The organism is Vagococcus sp. CY52-2 (genome assembly GCF_022655055.1).
Lineage (GTDB): Bacteria > Bacillota > Bacilli > Lactobacillales > Vagococcaceae > Vagococcus.
In genome coordinates, this window is record NZ_CP093384.1 from 249,932 (window position 1) to 270,143 (window position 20,212).

General features: G+C 34.2%; 18 protein-coding genes, 2 pseudogenes and 2 riboswitches. Of the genes and pseudogenes, 13 read left to right on the forward strand and 7 right to left on the reverse strand.

Features of this window, described 5'->3' with window-relative positions:
• The first annotated feature begins 81 nt into the window (after positions 1-81).
• A riboswitch (Fluoride riboswitch) is annotated at positions 82-162 on the forward strand.
• Positions 163-201: 39 nt separating this feature from the next.
• Complete coding sequence (locus MN187_RS01215; protein ID WP_242094048.1) at positions 202-1,392, forward strand: chloride channel protein; 1,191 nt, start codon at positions 202-204, stop codon at positions 1,390-1,392.
• Positions 1,393-1,482: 90 nt separating this feature from the next.
• Positions 1,483-2,772, forward strand: a complete 1,290-nt coding sequence (locus MN187_RS01220) for a YdeJ family lipoprotein (protein ID WP_117972380.1) — start codon at positions 1,483-1,485, stop codon at positions 2,770-2,772.
• A 278-nt stretch (positions 2,773-3,050) separates the two neighbouring features.
• Here the strand turns inward: MN187_RS01220 and MN187_RS01225 are convergent, their stop codons facing one another.
• Positions 3,051-3,218, reverse strand: a complete 168-nt coding sequence (locus MN187_RS01225; RefSeq protein ID WP_158559358.1) for a hypothetical protein — start codon at positions 3,216-3,218, stop codon at positions 3,051-3,053.
• A gap of 373 nt (positions 3,219-3,591) precedes the next feature.
• On the reverse strand, positions 3,592-3,963 hold the full coding sequence (locus tag MN187_RS01230) for a PaaI family thioesterase (protein ID WP_117972381.1): 372 nt from the start codon (positions 3,961-3,963) through the stop codon (positions 3,592-3,594).
• A gap of 146 nt (positions 3,964-4,109) precedes the next feature.
• Here MN187_RS01230 and menB point away from each other — a divergent pair, with 146 nt between their 5' ends.
• The 6 genes from menB (at position 4,110) to menC (ending at position 11,432) form a co-directional block, all read left to right on the forward strand.
• Complete coding sequence (gene menB, locus MN187_RS01235; RefSeq protein WP_117972382.1) at positions 4,110-4,925, forward strand: 1,4-dihydroxy-2-naphthoyl-CoA synthase; 816 nt, start codon at positions 4,110-4,112, stop codon at positions 4,923-4,925.
• Between the two features lie 13 nt (positions 4,926-4,938).
• Complete coding sequence (locus MN187_RS01240) at positions 4,939-6,363, forward strand: o-succinylbenzoate--CoA ligase (protein WP_158559360.1); 1,425 nt, start codon at positions 4,939-4,941, stop codon at positions 6,361-6,363.
• Positions 6,364-6,430: 67 nt separating this feature from the next.
• A complete protein-coding gene (locus MN187_RS01245; RefSeq protein WP_117972384.1) occupies positions 6,431-7,807 on the forward strand; it encodes an isochorismate synthase in 1,377 nt (458 codons plus the stop codon).
• Complete coding sequence (menD, locus tag MN187_RS01250; protein ID WP_117972385.1) at positions 7,791-9,506, forward strand: 2-succinyl-5-enolpyruvyl-6-hydroxy-3-cyclohexene-1-carboxylic-acid synthase; 1,716 nt, start codon at positions 7,791-7,793, stop codon at positions 9,504-9,506. Before MN187_RS01245 ends, menD begins: the two co-directional genes overlap by 17 nt.
• A gap of 53 nt (positions 9,507-9,559) precedes the next feature.
• Positions 9,560-10,312 (forward strand): 2-succinyl-6-hydroxy-2,4-cyclohexadiene-1-carboxylate synthase, encoded by a 753-nt coding sequence (menH, locus tag MN187_RS01255; RefSeq protein ID WP_158559362.1) that lies wholly within the window; start codon positions 9,560-9,562, stop codon positions 10,310-10,312.
• 10 nt (positions 10,313-10,322) lie between these two features.
• The gene (gene menC, locus MN187_RS01260) at positions 10,323-11,432 is read left to right on the forward strand and encodes an o-succinylbenzoate synthase (protein ID WP_117972387.1); all 1,110 of its coding nucleotides are present in this window, start codon (positions 10,323-10,325) and stop codon (positions 11,430-11,432) included.
• Between the two features lie 68 nt (positions 11,433-11,500).
• Here the strand turns inward: menC and MN187_RS01265 are convergent.
• Positions 11,501-11,754: pseudogene (locus MN187_RS01265) on the reverse strand (transposase); the annotation flags it as partial.
• Between the two features lie 149 nt (positions 11,755-11,903).
• A riboswitch (purine riboswitch) is annotated at positions 11,904-12,005 on the forward strand.
• 41 nt (positions 12,006-12,046) lie between these two features.
• Here MN187_RS01265 and MN187_RS01270 point away from each other — a divergent pair.
• The gene (locus MN187_RS01270; protein WP_241699240.1) at positions 12,047-13,423 is read left to right on the forward strand and encodes an NCS2 family permease; all 1,377 of its coding nucleotides are present in this window, start codon (positions 12,047-12,049) and stop codon (positions 13,421-13,423) included.
• 517 nt (positions 13,424-13,940) lie between these two features.
• On the opposite strand, the pseudogene MN187_RS01275 reads toward MN187_RS01270, so the two are convergent.
• The 3 genes and pseudogenes from MN187_RS01275 to MN187_RS01285 form a co-directional block, all read right to left on the reverse strand.
• Positions 13,941-14,838, reverse strand: a pseudogene (locus MN187_RS01275) (amidohydrolase family protein).
• A gap of 177 nt (positions 14,839-15,015) precedes the next feature.
• Positions 15,016-15,717, reverse strand: a complete 702-nt coding sequence (pnuC, locus tag MN187_RS01280; protein WP_241699241.1) for a nicotinamide riboside transporter PnuC — start codon at positions 15,715-15,717, stop codon at positions 15,016-15,018.
• 1 nt (position 15,718) lies between these two features.
• Positions 15,719-16,441, reverse strand: a complete 723-nt coding sequence (locus tag MN187_RS01285) for a nucleoside phosphorylase (protein WP_242094050.1) — start codon at positions 16,439-16,441, stop codon at positions 15,719-15,721.
• Positions 16,442-16,630: 189 nt separating this feature from the next.
• Between MN187_RS01285 and MN187_RS01290 the strand changes: the two genes are divergently transcribed.
• Entirely contained in the window at positions 16,631-17,176 is a 546-nt protein-coding gene (locus tag MN187_RS01290) for an NADPH-dependent FMN reductase (RefSeq protein ID WP_242094051.1), read from the forward strand.
• Between the two features lie 259 nt (positions 17,177-17,435).
• Here the strand turns inward: MN187_RS01290 and MN187_RS01295 are convergent, their stop codons facing one another.
• Positions 17,436-17,909 (reverse strand): S-ribosylhomocysteine lyase, encoded by a 474-nt coding sequence (locus MN187_RS01295; RefSeq protein WP_071456268.1) that lies wholly within the window; start codon positions 17,907-17,909, stop codon positions 17,436-17,438.
• A 323-nt stretch (positions 17,910-18,232) separates the two neighbouring features.
• Here MN187_RS01295 and MN187_RS01300 point away from each other — a divergent pair, with 323 nt between their 5' ends.
• From MN187_RS01300 to rpsN, 3 genes are read left to right on the forward strand one after another with little or no spacing between them, the layout of a single operon-like run.
• Complete coding sequence (locus tag MN187_RS01300) at positions 18,233-19,753, forward strand: metal ABC transporter solute-binding protein, Zn/Mn family (RefSeq protein WP_242094053.1); 1,521 nt, start codon at positions 18,233-18,235, stop codon at positions 19,751-19,753.
• Positions 19,754-19,767: 14 nt separating this feature from the next.
• Entirely contained in the window at positions 19,768-19,920 is a 153-nt protein-coding gene (gene rpmG, locus MN187_RS01305; protein WP_117972393.1) for a 50S ribosomal protein L33, read from the forward strand.
• 14 nt (positions 19,921-19,934) lie between these two features.
• Positions 19,935-20,204, forward strand: a complete 270-nt coding sequence (gene rpsN / locus MN187_RS01310; protein ID WP_242094055.1) for a 30S ribosomal protein S14 — start codon at positions 19,935-19,937, stop codon at positions 20,202-20,204.
• Positions 20,205-20,212 lie beyond the last annotated feature (8 nt).

Genomic DNA, 20,212 nt, shown 5'->3' on the forward strand with positions numbered 1-20,212 from the left:
TATTGCTTCTTCTAATTTATTTTTATCAGAGAAAAACCAATAATTGACAATTATCTCGTCATGTAAGATAATTTAATTAACTTAATACGAGGGAATGAATGTCTCCCACAGTTCGTTATAGATACTGAAACCGCAAGAAATGCTAATGACTTCTACATATCCTATTTAGGTGTGTAGGAGTCATTTTTTTAGGAGGAAAAAATGAAGGAGTTAATTAAAAGACAAACCATTTTAATAATTAGTAGTGTTGTTATTGGGTTAATAGTTGGTGGATTAGATACTTTTTTTGGTAAAATATTGATTTGGGTATCCACTATTAGGGTGGAATATTTCTATCAGCTTATACCATTTTTAGCCTTTTCTGGTATGATTTTTATGCATTTATTTATGAAGTATGGCAAAGAAAGTTATAAAGGTATGTCTCTTGTTTTTGAAGCAGGGCATGAAACAAGACAGGAGATTACATTGAGATTGATTCCTTTTGTTATGGTTGGAACATGGATGACGCATCTATTTGGTGGAAGTGCTGGTAGAGAAGGTGTCGCTGTTCAACTTGGATCAACAGTGTCAAGTTGGTTTGGGCGACTCATAAAACAAGAGGAGTTAACAAGTCATTTTATCATTATCGGGATTGCAGCAGGTTTTGCTGGATTATTTGAAACCCCTATTGCGGCGACTTTTTTTGCGTTGGAAGTTTTAGTAGTAGGAACATTACGTCATGATGTACTATTTCCTACGTTGATTGGGGCTTTTGTAGCAAGTCAGACATCAAAACAATTAGGATTGGAAAAATTTCAGGTTCTATTAACGACAAAATTAGACATTGATTTATCGTTGTTTATTACTTTAGTTTTATTAGGAGTATTATTTGGGTTAACTGGTCGATTATTTGTCGGACTTGTAGAGTATACTAAAGGGTATTTGAGCAAATTAATTAAAAATCCCGTTATTAAAATAGGAATAGGTGGGGTAATTTTAAGCGTATTATTGATGCTATTGGGACAAGGTAGATACTCTGGCTTAGGAACAAATCTTATCGAGATGTCATTTACTAACCAATCAGTTCATTATTATGATTGGTTATTAAAATTATTATTGACTGTGTTAACCTTATCAGTCGGATTTCTAGGCGGAGAAGTCACACCATTATTTTCTATTGGGGCGACATTAGGTGTTGTCTTGGGTCAATTAATTGGGTTACCAATAGAACTGACCGCAGCATTGGGATATGCGAGTGTTTTTGGTAGTGCAACGAACACCCTTTTTGCGCCTATTTTTATTGGAGGAGAAGTATTTGGTTTTAGTTATTTACCTTTCTTTGTTATTGTCTGTGTGACATCATTTGTATCTGCAAAAGGAAAGAGCATCTACCCCTTACAAAAATACAATTAAGAAAGTTATTAAAAAATGTGAGACAGACCTCTATTTTTTAATGTATAATATTTATATGGTTGTTGATTAATTTATCATAGGAGATATATCATGAATAAAAAATGGAAAAAAATATTATTACTATGTGGCATGTTGGTGAGTGTTACAGCTTGTGGGAAGAGTGATAACTTTGATCAATCAATGCAAAAGACAAAAGAAGCGATTGTTGAGAAAAAATTTGAACAAGCTGAAGGATTTGTAGAAATGGCTTTGGAAAGTAAACCAAAAGATGAAGAAGCAAAAAACTATCAAAGTCAATTAAAACGTTACATTAATGCGCTGGATAAAAAAGAAAAGAAAAAATACGACGAAGCCAAGGCTAGTTTAGATGCTGTTATAAAAATTGAACATGGCTCTGATAAATTAGTAGAGTATGCCAAAAAAGAAAAAACAGAAATATCTCAGATGAAAAAAGAAGCCGAAAAAGATGACAGTAAAAAAGAAGAAAAAACAACGGAGAGTTCGGATAAAAAAGAAGCAGCATCAAATACTGTATGGAATGATAGTAAAAGAGATAGTCTAAGAGGATTTATGGCACAATTCAGTAATAAAATGGGACAAGATTACAAAGAATATAGCAAAACAAGTAGTGTTGATTTATATGGTGTCAATGTTCCAGGAGATATCTTTAGTGGTGAGTGGACTATGGCAATCAACAATCAACCAGTAAAAGTTGAATGGTCAGAAACGGGAGAAGGTAGCTTACCTTATCAATTAGTGGCTGTTTATTCAGATGCTGATACACAGCCTTATTTACAAAAACATGTGTATTTCTTTATTATTGAAAACGGGCAACCAAAAGTTTATGTGACACAACAAAATCAAGGAAATAATGAAAATTACCTTCACTTTAGTGAAACACAAAACACTGATATTAAGGCTGGATTTAGTCAGATTGTAGGTGGAGATGTAGCACAGTCAACTCAATCAACATCAACAAGTTATGAAAACAATAAATTATTAGCAGCCAAAGTATTGATAAAAATGACTAACTTAACCGAGTCAAATGTGAGTAGCTTACTAAATTCAACCACAACTTACAGTTTATATCCAAATAAATCTTTACAAATCTGGGAAACGGGTGTTTATTTACCGGAAGATGTAACAGTTATTTCAGGAAACCCTCTAGCGGCAGGGATGTTTACATACCATAATAATGAAGATGGCACAGTGACTTTATATCCTGTTCCTAGTCATTATCAAGATAAAGAATGGGACGATCCTGTAAAAGGAAAAGAACTTGCCAATAAGGTAATTTCAGATGCGTCAGTTATTAACATTAAAGATGTTTCAGATGACTTAGCCAATAAGCTTATTCCAATCATTGAGAATGATATATAGGTTTTAATAATAGTTATATTTTTGGTAAAATGAGTAAAGTATGTTATGATGTATGTAATATGAAAAATATTTATTAAGCGAAATTTGGAATATTTTAATGAAATTTATTCAAACTGGCGTAGCTATAGGGCTACAAGGATGCAATAGAGGTTCGGGATTGTGTCGTTTAAATGAGAAGTAAACCTAAATGTAGTAAATAGTCACTCACAACTTTAAAACTTAAATATTGATTAGTTAGATAGCCTGTTTTCCTATAAGGAAAACAGGCTATCGTTCATTTAATTTGTGTAACCTTGACTAAACATAAATAAAATAGATTCTTCTGTTTTATAATCTGTAGTACCAAACATATCCATAATTTGCTCATTTGATAAGTCATTTGAAGTTAATATAGATTCTTTATCATTAGTTTTTAAACTAGAAACAATACCTTCTTGATGCCACATATAAGAAATTCTCTCGGTTCTATCTTGATAAAAAGAAAAGTTATTTTTATCATTATATTGAACAGTGTATATTAGCATTACTTTTTTAACTTTGTTATTTTTTACAAAAAGTATTATTTCGATTTGTCCGTCAAATTTTTTAATTGGTTATGAAAAAACTATTTTTTTGCTCTATTTATAATAAAATGAGTAAAACTATTGCAATTAAAATTACTCTATATTTTGATAATCCATCTATAGACTCTACATACTTTTAGTTATTTTATCATACTATACAAATATTATTATTTAAGTATAAAGTGAAGATAAAATAACCATAACCTATTAAATTTATATTAATTAATATGTATAAAAATAGTGTGTATTAACATTATTACTTATTTTTTACCATCAGCGTGCATCTTCCCACGCTGACTTTTTGTTGCTTTTGATTAGTGATTTCAGCTTGCCAAACTTGTGTTGTTTTTCCAATATGATCAGGGACGGCTACAACCGTTAACGTATCACCTTTGACGGCACTTTTAAGATGATTGACTTGAATATCAAGTCCAACAGCAACTTGCTTGGTTGTATCTATTGACTCATTTGATCCAATACTTGTTGCTGTTTCAATCAAAACAGCATTCATCCCACCGTGCATTAAGCCAAAAGGTTGTAAGTGTTTCACATCAACTACCATAGTTAAGATGACCTTTTCTTTTAAAACGTCTTCGATTTTAATGTCTAAATAATCTAAAGCATTCACTTGTGATCAGTCCTTTGATTTAGTAGATAGATTATAACATTGCGAAGTATTTTATAAAAGTTTATTAGTAATAAGCATCAATTCTACTATTTCAGATAAGATTGTGTATAATTGATGAGTAGAAAATTAAGGGGGAACTTTATAAAATGTATGATTGGAAAACAATTAAAGAATATGATGAAATTTTATTCACACAACATGGGAAAATAGCTAAAATTAGTATTAACCGTCCGCAGGTACATAATGCCTTTACACCTAAAACAGTGTTTGAATTAATAGATGCATTTACAATTAGCCGTGATATGACAGATATTGGGGTGATTATTTTAACGGGAGAAGGTGAGTTAGCCTTTTGTTCTGGTGGTGATCAAAAAGTACGTGGACATGGTGGATATGTTGGAGAAGACCAAATCCCTCGTTTAAATGTTTTAGATTTACAACGATTAATTCGCGTCATTCCAAAACCGGTTATTGCAATGGTTAAAGGTTGGTCCATTGGTGGCGGAAATGTGTTGCAATTAGTGTGTGATTTAACAATCGCTGCTGATAATGCCATGTTTGGTCAAACAGGACCAAACGTCGGAAGTTTTGATGGTGGTTATGGGTCAGGTTATTTAGCACGTGTGGTTGGTCATAAGAAAGCTAAAGAAGTTTGGTTTATGACAAAACAATACACAGCTGAAGAAGCTCTTGAAATGGGTTGGATTAACACAGTTGCACCTTTAGATAAAGTCGAAGAAGTGACGATGGAATGGGCTGAAGAATTACTAACTAAAAGTCCAATTGCGCTACGTATGATTAAAGCGGCAATGAATGCAGATACAGATGGCTTAGCTGGTATTCAACAATTAGCAGGAGATGCGACCCTTTTATATTACACAATGGACGAAGCCAAAGAAGGCCGCGATTCGTTTAAGGAAAAACGTGATCCTGACTTTGATCAATTTCCAAAATTCCCATAAAAGAGTGAAGACAATGTTACCATGGTTAACAGCACAACTAGAAACACATCCAGACAAAATTGTGTTATATACTATTAATCAGTCTTGGACAATAGCAGAGATTGCTAGTGAAGTCGATGAAAGAGCCAAAAGAGTGATGGTGTTTTTATCACAAAATGATAAACGCGTCGCTATTTTGAGTCACAATTCAAGTGACATGTATTTTTTAATTTTAGCTTTGTGGTCATTAGGAAAAGAAATTGTCTTTTTAAATACGCATCTAACCACTCAAGAATTGTCATATCAACTGGAAGATTCTGGGGTGAAAACGATATTTGTCGCAGATGATTTAAAAGAAAAAAATTTCAATCACGTTCAGTTGATTTCTTTTTCGGATATCCATTGTCAACCACTGCTTGATTCGATTAGTTATCCAACCTTTTCAGTTGATGCAACAGCTTCTATTATGTATACTTCAGGCACAACTGGTAAGCCTAAAGGTGTGATCCAAACGTTTCGTAATCATTTAGCAAGTAGCATAGGGACACAAAAAAATATGAACATTACGGCTCAAGATGTTTGGGGATGTGCTGTTCCAATGTTCCATATTAGTGGTTTATCCATTGTTGTTCGTCAGTTAGTGATAGGGTGTGGAGTGTATATACTTGAAAAATTTGATGCATCTCTTATGTCTCGTTTGTTTAAAACAGGAGACATAACCGTTTCATCAGTTGTTAATGTGATGCTCAAACAATTATTACAAGCCTATCCAAAGCAAGGATATTCTGATAAGTTTAAATGTTTACTTGTTGGTGGCGGACCTGTCTCTAAAGAGATGCTACAAGATTGTTTTAGCAAAGACATTCCAGTGATTCAGTCCTTTGGTATGACTGAAACGTGTTCACAGGTAGTGGCATTAGGATATGATGATGCCCTTCAAAAAATAGGGTCATCTGGCTTACCATTAGATGGGATAAGTCTTGTCATTAGAAAAAATGATGAAACCTGTGAACCAATGGAAATTGGTGAAATACTATTATCTGGTCCCAATATTTCCCCAGGTTATCTCAATAAATCGTCGTCATGGACGTCAGATGGTTACTTTAAAACTGGTGATTTAGGATATCTTGATGAGGACGGATACTTATATGTTGTCAGTCGTTTGAGTGAACTCATTATTTCGGGTGGGGAAAATATCTATCCAGCTGAAGTTGAACAATGCATAGCAAGTTTATCCGGTATAATGGAAGTCGCTGTTGTAGGAGAGAATGACGATACATGGGGTGAAGTTCCTGTAGCATATATTGTGATGGACGACACGATAGATATAGAGAAGATAAATGAAACTTGCCTTAACTTTTTAGCGAAATATAAATGCCCAAAAAAATATTATGTCGTTGAATCCTTACCACGTACAGCTAGTGGTAAAGTGGCAAAACGATTATTAGTAAATGAGTAAAAGAAGCGCCAACCATCTTGATAGGTATGGTTGGCTTCTTTTCATTGTATTAAAGGAGTTTTAATTCATGTTTAATATACCAAATGATGTTAGAAAATTAGAGATAAATAAACCAACGTTGGTTAGTTGGGTAGTCAATTTATCCGACATTTTAGAGGCTGTTGTGCCTTATTTTTATCAAGCAAAAAAAGTATTTACCACTCGTTATTTTTGGCAAACACCAGATGCGTCGTTTTCTATTGTGGGCTTAGGCACATGTAAAGAATATGTGGCACAAGATTACCGTGATATGGCGATTAGTCGTGAAAAATTGTTGAAAAACACGATAACGAATGCTAAACACAGTGGAACTGGACCTGTTTTTTTAGGTGGATTTCCTTTTGATAAAACTGTTGATAGTCAAAAAACATGGCAAGAGTTAGGGGATGGGTATCTCTTTATACCTAAAATCATGGTAACCCAAACAAATGATAATCGCTTTTTAACGTTCAATATGATTGTAGAATCAAGTAATGATTTAAATACACAGTGGGAAAACATCGTGTCATTGTGGAATACGGTTAGTCAAAGTAGACAATCTGAGTCACCAACTCGTCAACAGATACAAGCTAATGAAATTCATGTTCCAGAGTGGTTAGAGACGGTTGAATTGGCGATTGATGAGATAACCTCTGATAGTGATATTAGAAAAATTGTTTTAGCACGAGAGTTGTTTATAGAGGCAACAGAGGTCTTTTCAGTGAATGATGTTTTAAAAAATTGTCTAGAGCAACAAGAAAATACGTATGTTTTTGTTTTAGAACATAACGAGAATGCTTTTATAGGTGCCACACCAGAAAGATTGTTGTTACTACAAGAAAATAACATTTCAACAGCGTGTGTAGCAGGGTCTATACCACGTGGAAAAACAGTAGGAGAAGATAATCAACTTGGCAGTCAATTATTAAATGACATGAAAAATCAAGTGGAGCACCAAATCGTTGTAGAGGCAATTGAGCGTGATATGAGCCAGATTACTGAAACTTTATCGGAAAAAGGTCAGCCATCATTATTAAAAAACCGAGACATACAACATTTGTTTTACCCATTTAGTGGCGAAAAAAAAGCTGATGTATCATTTTTTTCAGCTATCGAGCAGTTACATCCAACGCCAGCATTAGGTGGACAACCCAAAGAGTTGACAACAAAATGGATTAGAGAACATGAACCAATCAACCGTGGCTTGTACGGAGCCCCAATTGGTTGGAGTTCAGTGATACTTGAGGAAGGGGAATTCGCGGTAGGCATTCGTTCGGCACTTTTATCAGGAAAATCAGCAACGTTATATGCAGGCTGTGGGGTTGTAGCGGACTCTATTCCTCAAGAAGAATTAAAAGAAACACGTGTGAAATTTCAGCCAATGTTACGTGCGATAGGAGGAGAAGAAAATGTCACATCAAAGTAGTATGACAAACTATATCAATTCATTCATCCAAGGGTTGATTGATGGTGGAGTAACTCAAGCAGTGATTAGTCCAGGGTCTAGGTCTACGCCCGTGTCCATTTTATTGCACCAACGTTCAGAAATAAAAACCTATATCGATGTCGATGAACGTTCAGCGGGATTTTTTGCTGTGGGGTTGAGTAAAGCAAGTCAAAAACCAGTGGCGTTAGTGTGTACATCAGGAACAGCGGCGGCAAATTATTTACCTGCCGTGTCTGAGGCGAAGCAATCGAATGTACCGCTTGTTGTGGTGACAACAGATCGCCCACATGAATTAAGAGATAACGGTGCACCACAAACGATGAATCAACTTAATATGTATGGTTCACAAGTTAAACAGTTTGTTGAAATGGCGTTACCTGAAGGAACAGAAGAGATGTATCAATATGCTTACGTTCAAGGAGCAAAATTATCAAATCTATCTTATTCATTGCCACAAGGACCTGTTCATCTGAATTTACCGTTAAGAGAGCCACTATTACCTGATTTAGACTTAGCTGTTCCAAAAGTTAAGTCAGTTAATACAATGACTGGAAAAAGGTGTCTATCAAATGCTGAGATTGAAAAGATAAGCCAAAACTGGTCAGGAAAAAAAGGCACTTTTGTTGTAGGGCCATCATTTGATGAGGAAGCAGTGAGACAATTAGTTGACTTGGCAGAACAATTAGGTTGGGTTATTCTAGCTGATCCGTTAGCAAACATTCGAACTTTTGGCATAAATAGTCCCACAATTTCACCATACTATGATACGTATTTACGTTATGTCAAAGAAGATATGATGCCTGATATCATTGTGCGATTTGGAAAACTGCCTGTTTCAAAACCGTTAAATCAGTGGCTCGCGACATTTACAGGTGATTATTATCTAGTAGAGTCTGAAACAGAATGGTTAGATGCATCAAAAATGATGACAACATTAATCGTGTCAGATGAAGTCGACTTTTTATCCAATATGTTAGAAACTCAGTTAAAAAGGGCTGATGAAAGTTGGCTAGAATTATTTAATAAATTAGACCAAATCGTTGTAAACAGCATAAAAAACCAAGATACAACATTGTTTAGTGACAGTAATATCACCCAAGTCGTTTATCACACGATGCAAGAAAAGGATCAATTGTTTATCTCAAATAGTATGCCTATTAGAGATTTAGATACATATCTTCCTGTCACGAAAGAAAGAGTTACTATTTATGGTAATCGTGGGGTAAACGGAATAGACGGGGTAACCTCAACTGCTATAGGTGTAGCAGCAAATGATACAACACGTCACACACGACTATTGATAGGGGACTTATCTTGTTTTCATGACACGACAGGTTTGGCTATGGCGACAAAATATCAATTACCTATTACGATTATTGTGATAAACAATGATGGTGGTGGAATATTTTCAATGCTATCTCAAAAAAACTTACCGACTTCGTTGTTTGATGATTTATTCGCTACCTCAACTAATGTTAATTTTGAAGCTATGGCTAACATGGTATCGCTGGATTATTCGTCTGCTGAATCCTTAATTGAGTTAGAAAGCTTACTTAACGACCGACCGAATTATCCAAGATTGATTGAAGTTCGTACTAATCGAGAAGAAAACGCAGAGTTAAGAAGAGCGTTCCAACAACAAGTACGTCAGACAATAGAACGTGATAGGACATGCTAATAAGCGTCAGAGATTTAGACTATTATATCAATTATGTGACAGAGTTCGACTATATGAAACCAACATTACTGTGTTTGCATGGGTTTACTGGAACATCACAAACGTTTCATTTTTTACATGCTATCAAAACCCATAATGTTATCGCGATTGATCTGATAGGGCACGGAAAGACAAGTATCTTTGTTCACCCTTATCGTTATACAAGTGAACAACAGGTAAAAGATTTGGAAGAGATACGTGAGTTTTTAAATCTAGATAAAATAGATCTGTTGGGTTACTCAATGGGAGGACGTCTTGCATTGGCTTACGCATTTGAATATCCGACACGAGTCAATTCACTGATTCTGGAAAGTTCTTCCCCAGGGTTAGCTGAAGCTGATTCAAGGGGGAATCGTCGCCAATCAGATAATCGTTTAGCTTGTTTATTGCTAGATAAGGGGATTGAAAAATTTGTTGATTACTGGGAGACGATCCCTTTATTTGATACACAAAAGACGTTGTCACAAACAGTTCGTGAGACTATTAGACAGGAACGACTGTCGCAACAAGCAATCGGACTTGCTATGAGCTTGCACTATTTTGGTACAGGGACTCAACCATCACTATGGAGGAAATTAGAAAAAGAGTATCCTTTTCATCCTTATTTTTTGGTTGGACAGAAAGACGTTAAGTTTGTATCACTGGCTAAGCAGATGAATCAGCTTATGAAAGAATCAACGGTGATTGAGTTTGAAGATAGTGGTCATTGCATTCATGTTGAAAAACCAGCAGTGTTTTTAGCAACAGTGATACAACTTTTAGAGTGAGGGATAGGTTATGAATATCACAAAAATAGAGAGTTATCATGTGCAACTACCTTTAGTGGCACCATTTAAAACAAGTTATGGCTTTTTATCGCATAAAGCGATGGATATTCTTGTTGTGACAGATGAACTTGGTAACCAAGGATACGGGGAATTAGTAGCGTTTAAACAACCTGATTATACAGAAGAAACATTAGAAACAGCTCGGTTGATTCTAGCTAATCATTTAATTCCGTTGTTAGTTCAGTCACAGATTACTCATCCCGATGATGTCACACGATTATTTTCTGTAATACGTGGAAACTGGATGGCTAAATCTTCTTTAGAAACAGCAATTTGGGATTTGTATGCAAAAAGGCATAAAAAAAGTTTGGCAGAACTATTTAGTAGTCAGACTGATAAATTATCTGTTGGGGTGAGTATTGGCATTCAAAAAAGCGTACAGGATTTGATTGAAGTGGTATCACGTTATGTGGCTGAAGGATATACTCGGATAAAATTAAAAATAGCACCCAATCAGGATGTAGATTTTGTGAAAGCTGTAAGAAGTCATTTTCCAGAGATGCTTTTAATGGTGGATGCAAATTCTGCTTATGATTTAGACAGTCTAACTATTTTTAAAGAACTAGACACGTATCAACTATCGATGATTGAGCAACCTTTTGGCTATTCAGATTTTTTAGAACATGCTGAACTTCAAAAGAATATTGAAACACCGATTTGTCTAGATGAAAATATTCGTAGTGTAGAAGACGTGATGTTAGGTCATCGTTTAGGTAGCTTGGGAGCTGTTAATCTAAAAATTTCGCGTGTAGGTGGTGTGACACAAGCACAAAAAATTGTTGAGTATTGTAAAAATAATGGCTTAGGACTATGGTGTGGTGGCATGTTTGAGTCAGGTGTTGGACGAGCACTTAACTTGGCTTTTGCTTCTCAAGAAGGGTTTAATTTTCCGGGTGATATTTCCGCTTCAACTCGATATTTTAAAGAAGATATCATTAATGAAACGTTTGAACTAGAAAATGGAAGGCTAAGTGTACCTAGGGAAACTGGGTTAGGTGTGACATTAAATAAAGAGATGTTAGAAAAATATGGTCACTATCATGTGATGTATGTCAAATAAATATTTTTGTATTTTATAAGCAGCCAAGGGTTGCTTTTTATTTTATATTTTTCATTTGTCAAATTAAGCTAGAAAAAATCTATGTTGTCTACATAACTCAAAAATACTTCTAATGGTGTTTTATAGTTTAATGATTTTCTAGGAATATTATTTCTTTTAGATGTGATAGAATGGATAAACGAGTTCTCCACTTCATTGAAATCCATTTTCTGGGCAATTTATCTTGACGTAGCAACCCATTAGACTATTCGTTTAAACCTCTTTGGGATGGGGTTCCAGGCTCAGTAAAATAGATATCAACATCATTATAATTAATCAAAGACAGTTGTTTAAAAAACGTCTGCCTTTTTTATGTAATTAATCGTGATTAAGTTAAAATAGATAGTAAAAAAGCAATAAAAATTAACTATTATTATATTTTTAATTATATTTGTTCGTTTCACTGTTGAAAAAGTAAAAGAAAGTTGTTATGATATCGAGGTAATAAAAAACCATATAATTCTAGTAATACGGTCTAGAAGTTTCTACAAGTTACCCGTAAAGTAACTTACTTTGGCAAATGAATCTTATTATTCTGCCATGATGTGTTTTTTAAATCAATAGGAGGAATAGTAATGAAGGAAAAGATTGATCAGTATTTTGGTATCACCGCTTCAGGTTCTACTTTTAAACGAGAGTTTACAGGAGGGTTAACGGCATTTTTTGCGATGTCCTATGTTATTTTTGTTAATCCGATTATTTTAGGGCAAGCAGGGATGCCACAAGATGCCGTCTTTATGTCGACTATTTTGTCTTCAGCCATCGCCATGCTTATTGTGGGGTTATGGGCAAAATTTCCACTAGGTCTTGCACCATGTATGTCAATGAATGCTTTTTTTGCTTATTCAGTTGTTTTGCAAATGGGAAAATCTTGGCAAGAAGCATTGGCATCCGTTTTCGTTGCCTCAGTATTATTTTTAATGCTTGCTTTTTCAGGTGCTCGCTCTAAAATAATTAAAGCTATACCAACGAATGTGAAACAAGCAGGAACAGTAGGTTTGGGGATTTTTATCGCTTTTGTTAGTTTTAAAAATTCAGGAATCATCGTACCAGATGAGGGAATGTTTATTACATTTGGCGGTTTTTCTAACCCTAATGTGATTATCGCATTCTTTGGTATCATCACAGCCGCATTTTTCTTAGTGAGAAAAAATCAATATGCCGTGTTTCTAGGAATGATTGGTGCTGCCGTATGTGGATTGTTTATTCGATTTGGTGCATCAATGAATTGGTTTAACCTTAGTGCAGATGTTATCGCGACATTACCGCAATTACCAAAGGGATCGCCCGTTGTCATTCCGACTGAGCCAATGAATGCCATGATGAACGATACATTTATGGTTGCAGTGAAAAATTTAGATAAGATGTTATCGTTAGATTCTATTGTTATTATTTTGACATTTTTATTTTTAGATTTCTTTGGAACAGCGACGACATTGTCTGCAGCTGCAACACAAGTATCCGATATTAAACAAGAAAGCTTTGAAGACAACAAACGTATTTACAGTGCCGATGCTTTGGGAACATTTTTTGGTTCAATCTTAGGAACATCAAGTTTATCAACTTATATTGAATCTGTATCAGGAATTATTGCTGGTGCTAGAACTGGTTTGATGAGTGTCATTGTGGCGGGATTATTTTTATTATCAGCCTTCTTTTATCCAGTGTTATCTCTTGTCACAACAGCTGTGACCACGCCAGCGATGGTTGTAATTGGTATTTTTATGATGCAAAACATCACAGGGATTGATTGGGATGGTGGATTTGAAGAAGTTATTCCAGCATTTTTAACGATTGTCATGATGCCGTTAACCGGTTCAATTGCTTTAGGACTTGTATTAGGATTTTTATCTTATGAGTTATGCATGATGTTTGCCGGACGATTAAAAGAAATTCCAAATGTGATGCATTTTATCACAGTGATTTCTATACTCTATTTATTTACAATTTAACTAAAATCCACATGTCTAAAAGTGATGACATGTGGATTTTGTATCTTATACGGTTTGTTTGCGAAACATACTGTAATAAAAATAAGTCAACTTACAATCGACTTAAAGTTGTCGGTCAAGCCCCTCCCCAAAAGAGATGTATTATCGTTTACTTTGTGGGGATATTCTACCTAAAACAATAAAACGTGTACTTTAACTGGATCCAGATATCTTAGTACTAAATTCGTTAGAAGGATTATGGTGAATTAATTTACAAGGAATTTTATTAGCAGCCTCGACTTATAAAGGTGTTACAAAAATCAGTTCAGTATTAATAATATAAGACTTAATACAAATCATGATTATTATGATTCTGTCGTGATGTTGATAGATATCGACAAAGCTCGAGGATGATTAATGGTAACAGTATAAATGATGCGAGAAAATACATGAGTTATTTGGCTAGAAGTTGCGGAAATCATGACCTGTTTTAGGTCATGACCAATACATCTACTTTAAGCCTTTTTAGTCAGCTTATTTATTTCACTTGTTTTCCTTGATAATAGCTTGATGTGATAGGCGATTTTCTAGCAACAAATTCAGCTGATGACATTGCTGGAGTAAGTAAATAAGTAGCTTCATCACCAACATTAGGCCATATATGGTTTCCGTCTTTATCTAAAGTAGTCACGCCATCAGTCATTAATCCTAAAAGCTGAGTCAAATCATTTTGATCTTTTACGTTAAATAATTCACCTAAACGCACCAATTTTTCTTGAAGTGAGCCATCACCGTAAGGAGACCAACAGTCGTAAATATTATCACAACCTAGATGAACAGAGACACCGTAATCGATACGTTCCATGATCGGAGGAATCGTATTTGGTGTAATAGGAACACTCGTTATAATCTAGTGAGTAAGGATCCACGCCGCCAACAAAATTAGCACCATTTTGTAAAGTTCGTTCCATTAATCGATTGATTTTTGAACGTAATAATCCATGTTGTGGAAACGCAACTAATTTTATAGGTGTACACACATTTTTTCGCAATGATGTCATGGCGTTTAGGTATCTAAGGCCTGTTGCTAGCTCAATATCTATATGAGACCTAAACGCAGTCACGCCATGAGAAACTTCTAAGTCATACAGTGCTTTAAGACGCACCTCAATCGGTTTATCTAGACTATCCAATATAGGAATTTCTGTTTCGAAACGTTCCACTAAACTTTTAGCAGGAGTGATCAGAGTATAGGGTGTTCCTAATTTACTTTTGTCTAAGTGGCAGTGTTTATCTACGATACCTGGAAGCAGTAACTGTTCATTACAATCTATAAATTTTTCATCAGTAGCAGAAAAATCTTCTGTAGGAATAATCGTTGTAATCTTTCCATTGTGGATATGGATCGCCACTAATTGTGTTTCAGTTGCTTTAATCTAGTCATTTTCTCTGATAAATCCAGTTTCTATACGCACGTTTGTTAACCAGTAAGCATATTATCTCTCCTTTAATGATGTTGAAAATCACGATTGATTTAAGAGTACACGATGAATAAAAAAATACTAAATAAATGCACGTTAAAAAAAGACTCTAAATTGAGTCTTTCGTTGTTATTAATTAGTTTCATAATCTTTCCAAACTTTATTAGCATAAACACTGTTAAATAAAAGTGCAGCTTGTAGAGCAATTTGAGAAAGATAAATCCCTAACGAGCCGATATCTGATTTTCCTGTCCATGAATTAAAGGCAAGTAGTGACCAGTATAATAGATTGGCAATATTGACAAAAATCCATAATAACCAGTTTTCTTTGTATTTGAAAATATAAAGAGTTTGTGCAATTAAAGATATGACAAGGTTTGCGCTATCAATATATGGTAGTTGCCCACCAAAATTCCCAATGACAATCCAACCAATGACCCAAGCAATCACACTTCCTAAAAATAGGAACTGTTTTGTTTTAGGTTTGAATTCATGCACAGCTTCATCATTACCCCATAAAAACCAGCCAATTGGTTGTGAGATAACATAAATAATATTCATGACAAATGAGCCATAGGCATGACTCTGCCAAGCAATATACGTCATTGCAAGACATTGAATAATACCAAATAAGAACGTGATTTTTCGCCCTTTCATCCCATAAACCAGACAGATAACACCAGCAACTCCACTAATCATTCCGATAACTGAGTCTGGAGAAATCATAAAAACAATCAGTTGAAGAGATAATAAAACAGAAACGTATTTTACTTCAAATGGCTTCCAACCAACAAATAATTGATTATAAATCCATGAATGTTTTGTATCAGTCATTTTAATTTCCCACCTCATTTAAAATCGTTAAAGCAAGTTTTATGGAATCCATTTCACCTTTTGCAACAGCATCTTCTTCATTTACTAAACTGTTGACACCTTCGCTTAAGTCGGCTTCGTAAAGAACTACATTATTTAAGATAGAAAGGGCACGAATACCCTTTAAGCTACCTAAAACATAAAGAGCGCTACTTTCCATATCGGCACCTAAAATACCAAAATGAGACCAATATTTTTCCGTTTCGGCATTATTTTCCATATAAAATCCATCATGCGAACGAGTAATACCATAATAACCATTTGGTAAAAATTTTTTTGCGCTAGATAGTAACTCATTGTTTGCAACAGCAGGAAAATCAATAGGAACATATTTTTTTGTCAATCCTTCATCGCGAACAACCCCTGTCGGAATAATTAAGGCACCGAGTGGAATATTGTGTTGCATGGCTCCACAACTTCCTACCCGAATAATAGTATCAATCCCAATGTTAGCTAATTCTTCTACAACAATTGCTGTGGAAGGAGCACCGATGCCGGTAGCAATGACTAAAATAGAAGTGCCTTGGTAGTCACCTTTAATAGAAATGTAGCCACGATTATCACTAAGTTTATCTACGTTTTCTAAACATGAAGCGACACGTTCGACCCGTTTTGGATCACCGACAATAATTGCTTTTGAAACTTGTTTCATTTTTTCTAGTTGGATATGTGCTTGTTTGGTCATAAGATTTCCTTTCTTAAAAATGTTTAGTAGTTATTTCTTTAGATAATATAATACACTAAAAAAATAAAAAGATATAATAAATTTTTAAAATAGTCCGAGACAAATAAATTGCACTAATAAAAAGACGGTGTTACTATAATAATATAATAAAACTTACAAAATGTAAGTGTATATAAGGAGATAATCATTATGAAAAAATATGGAGTTATTGTAGGTTCAACAAGAAAAAATTCTTATTCAGAAGCGGTAGCAAAGGCAATAGTAAAAGGTTTACCAAATGGCGCAGAGGTAACATTCATCAACATCAGTGATTTACCTTTGTACAATCAAGATTTAGATGCCGACTCACCTGCTGAATACACACGTTTTAGAGAAGAAGTCGCTGCACAAGATGCCATTATTTTTGTCACACCAGAGCACAACAGAAGTGTACCAGCTGCTTTAAAAAATGCATTAGATGTTGCTTCAAGACCATGGGGACAAAATGTATGGGCTAAAAAACCAGCACTTGTTGCTTCTCAATCTATTTCAGGTATTTCAGGTGTCTTAGCACATCATGTGTTAAGACAGTCATTAGTATTTTTAGATATGCCAACTATGCAACAACCTGAATTGTACATTGGTCATTCCGATCAGTTGTTTGATGAAAACTTAGAACCAACAAATGATGATACAAAACAATTTTTAGCAAATGCTGGAAAACAATTTAGTGAATTTGCAGCAAAATTTGCTTAGTTAAAGACAAAAAAACTATCACAGTAAATGACTGTGATAGTTTTTTTGTCTTTAAGGATGGTGTTATGTCATAAAAAATATATAGAAACCTCTAACATGATATTTATAAATCAATGCTAATGTCATGTATTACCATTCTGTGTATTTTACCCCTTGTATCGTATTCGGTTGTAGATGAATAATCTATTACTATGGTATTCATAAAAAAATATTAGATAACCTTACCAAAGTGAGAGAGGTTATCTAATAGAGGAATATTTTAAATAGGTTTTCGTTCAAAAGCATCTGTACTGATTCCTTGATCTAATACAGTTTTAGCCCATTCTTTTGCAGAAAACAATGAATGATCTTTATAGTTTCCACAACTTTTAGCATCAGTTCCTTGGACATCTTCCCAAGAAATCTCTTCTACAATTTGAGTTAATGTTTCTTTTAACGCTTTTGCTACAACATCAGCTGGGTAGTTATCCCACACAATTAAGTGAAAGCCAGTTCGGCAACCAAATGGTGAAATATCGATGATTCCATCTAATCGATCTCTTAATAAATCAGCTAATAAGTGCTCTAAAGTATGAATAGCACCTGTAGGCATTTCTCCTTTATTAGGCTGAACAAATCGTAAATCGTAATTTGTGATTGAATCTCCTTTTTTTCCATTTTCTGTTGTAATCACTCGAACATACGGTGCGATAACTTTATTATGGTCTAATGTAAAACTTTCTACTTCTGCCATTTATATCATTCCTTTCAGTATTATAAAAAGTCATTTTTTAGATGATATCTCAAGGATAACCTTTTTTTAAGAAGTGTCAATAAGGTGTTGAAAAATCCGCTAAAAATCTATTTTTTAAAAACAAGTTAATCACATTTAAAAAAAATCATTTTTTAACATCATAAATAAAGATTATTTTCTTTTTATTGTAGATATATAATCAACTACTGAATATTTAAAAAAATAAGAATCTAGTTGACAAAAAAAAAAATGTTTGATAAGATTCAAAAATATAAAGCGTAATAATTACGGTTTAAAAGTTAAATAGTTAGGTAGGTTTTTGGATGAAGAAAAAAATAATATTAGGTATGTCTTTGATAATGATGGGAGGGTCACTTGTAGCATGCTCGACTGCTAAAACTGAGCAGACAAATACTGACAAAATAAAAGTAGCCACCACATTTTATCCAATGTATGAATTTACGAAAGAAGTTGTAGGTGACGCTGGAGAAGTGGATATGATTGTTCCAGCCGGAGTTGAAGCACATGATTTTGAACCATCAGCTAAGGATTTAAAGAAAATACAAGATAGTGATGTCTTTGTCTATAATAATGAAAATATGGAAACGTGGGTACCTTCCGTTGAATCAGTATTAAAAGAGGGGAACGTAACAAAGATAAAAGCAACTGAAAATATGGTATTACTACCTGGAAGCGAAGAAGAACATGACCATCATGAACAAGGTAAGGAGGGGCACTCACATGAACTAGATCCACATGTCTGGTTAGCACCTAGTTTAGCAATTAAAGAAGTCGAAGAAATTCGCAATCAACTGATAAAAAGATATCCAGACAAAGAAAAAATATTTACTACAAATGCTGATAAGTACTTAAAAAAATTAGCTACTTTAGATAAGTCGTATCAAGATACATTAAAGAACGCTAAACAAAAAAGTTTTGTGACACAGCATGCAGCATTTGGTTATTTAGCGTTGGAATATGGATTAACACAAGTACCAATTTCTGGTCTTTCTCCAGACGAAGAACCATCACCAGCTAGATTAGCTGAACTAAATAAGTATGTGAAAGAGAATGATATTAAATATATTTATTTTGAATCTAATGCCACAGATGCTATTGCTAAAACATTGGCAAAAGAAACTGGTGTGGAATTATTAGTATTAAATCCGTTAGAAGGGCTAAGTCAAAAAGAGATTGATAAAGGTGAAAACTATGTTTCGACTATGGAAAAAAATCTAACAGCTTTGCGTAAAACTACTGGCGAAGAAACGACAAAATCTATTGTAAGTAAAACACCTGAAAAAACAGTACAAGCAGGATACTTTGAGGATAGTCAAATACAGGATAGACCATTATCAAATTGGAAAGGAAGTTGGCAGTCAGTTTACCCACTTTTAAAAGAGGGCACATTAGATCAAGTGTTTGATTACAAAGCTAAAATGAAAAAAGATAAATCAGCTGAAGAATATAAAAAGTATTATGAGTCAGGGTATAAAACATCAATTAAAGAAATTGATATTACAGATTCAACGATGACTTTTATTGATGATAGTGGTAAAAAAATGAGCTCAAAATATAAGTATATTGGTCAAAAAGTTTTAACTTATGAAAAAGGAAACCGTGGTGTGAGATATTGCTTTGAGGCAACAGATCCTAGTCAAGGGGCTTTTAAGTATGTTCAGTTTAGTGATCATGAAATCACGGATACAAAATCAGCTCATTTCCATTTGTACTTTGGCAATGATAGTCAAGAAGCACTGTATAAAGAACTTGAAAACTGGCCAACTTATTATCCTAAAGACTTATCTGGAAAAGAAGTCGCACAAGAAATGATGGCTCATTAGAAAGGAAGAGATGTATGAGAACACCCATTATATTAGAATGTTCTGAAACAAAAGAACGATTGTATTTAACAAGTAAGAATAAACGAAACACACCTGAACGACTGGAGTTAAGAAAATATTCTCCAAAGCTTAGACAGCATGTGATATTTAAAGAGACCAAAAAATAAAGGAGCTGAATAAAGTGGCAAAAAAATCTAAGATAGCCAAATATGAAAAACAAAAAAAATTAGTGGCAGAATATGCAGAAATAAGGAAAGGATTAAAAGAAAATAAGGACTATGAGGGGTTACGTAAACTACCTAAAGAGTCAAATCCTAATAGATTAAAGCTAAGAGATGAAACAGATGGTAGACCAAGAGCTTATATGCGTAAGTTTGGCGTGTCTCGTATTACATTTAGAGAACTTGCACATAAGGGACAATTGCCCGGCGTTAAAAAAGCAAGTTGGTAAAAAAGAGG

Excerpts from the sequence above, each read along its gene's own strand:
- MN187_RS01300 (WP_242094053.1), top strand. The coding sequence starts at position 18,233 with ATGAAGAAAAAAATAATATTAGGTATGTCTTTGATAATGATGGGAGGG.
- MN187_RS01270 (WP_241699240.1), top strand. The coding sequence starts at position 12,047 with ATGAAGGAAAAGATTGATCAGTATTTTGGTATCACCGCTTCAGGTTCT.
- MN187_RS01285 (WP_242094050.1), bottom strand. The coding sequence starts at position 16,441 with ATGACCAAACAAGCACATATCCAACTAGAAAAAATGAAACAAGTTTCA.
- pnuC (WP_241699241.1), bottom strand. The coding sequence starts at position 15,717 with ATGACTGATACAAAACATTCATGGATTTATAATCAATTATTTGTTGGT.
- menC (WP_117972387.1), top strand. The coding sequence starts at position 10,323 with ATGAATATCACAAAAATAGAGAGTTATCATGTGCAACTACCTTTAGTG.
- menH (WP_158559362.1), top strand. The coding sequence starts at position 9,560 with ATGAAACCAACATTACTGTGTTTGCATGGGTTTACTGGAACATCACAA.
- MN187_RS01245 (WP_117972384.1), top strand. The coding sequence starts at position 6,431 with ATGTTTAATATACCAAATGATGTTAGAAAATTAGAGATAAATAAACCA.
- menD (WP_117972385.1), top strand. The coding sequence starts at position 7,791 with ATGTCACATCAAAGTAGTATGACAAACTATATCAATTCATTCATCCAA.
- MN187_RS01290 (WP_242094051.1), top strand. The coding sequence starts at position 16,631 with ATGAAAAAATATGGAGTTATTGTAGGTTCAACAAGAAAAAATTCTTAT.
- rpmG (WP_117972393.1), top strand. The coding sequence starts at position 19,768 with ATGAGAACACCCATTATATTAGAATGTTCTGAAACAAAAGAACGATTG.
- MN187_RS01215 (WP_242094048.1), top strand. The coding sequence starts at position 202 with ATGAAGGAGTTAATTAAAAGACAAACCATTTTAATAATTAGTAGTGTT.
- MN187_RS01240 (WP_158559360.1), top strand. The coding sequence starts at position 4,939 with ATGTTACCATGGTTAACAGCACAACTAGAAACACATCCAGACAAAATT.
- MN187_RS01220 (WP_117972380.1), top strand. The coding sequence starts at position 1,483 with ATGAATAAAAAATGGAAAAAAATATTATTACTATGTGGCATGTTGGTG.
- MN187_RS01225 (WP_158559358.1), bottom strand. The coding sequence starts at position 3,218 with ATGTGGCATCAAGAAGGTATTGTTTCTAGTTTAAAAACTAATGATAAA.
- MN187_RS01295 (WP_071456268.1), bottom strand. The coding sequence starts at position 17,909 with ATGGCAGAAGTAGAAAGTTTTACATTAGACCATAATAAAGTTATCGCA.
- menB (WP_117972382.1), top strand. The coding sequence starts at position 4,110 with ATGTATGATTGGAAAACAATTAAAGAATATGATGAAATTTTATTCACA.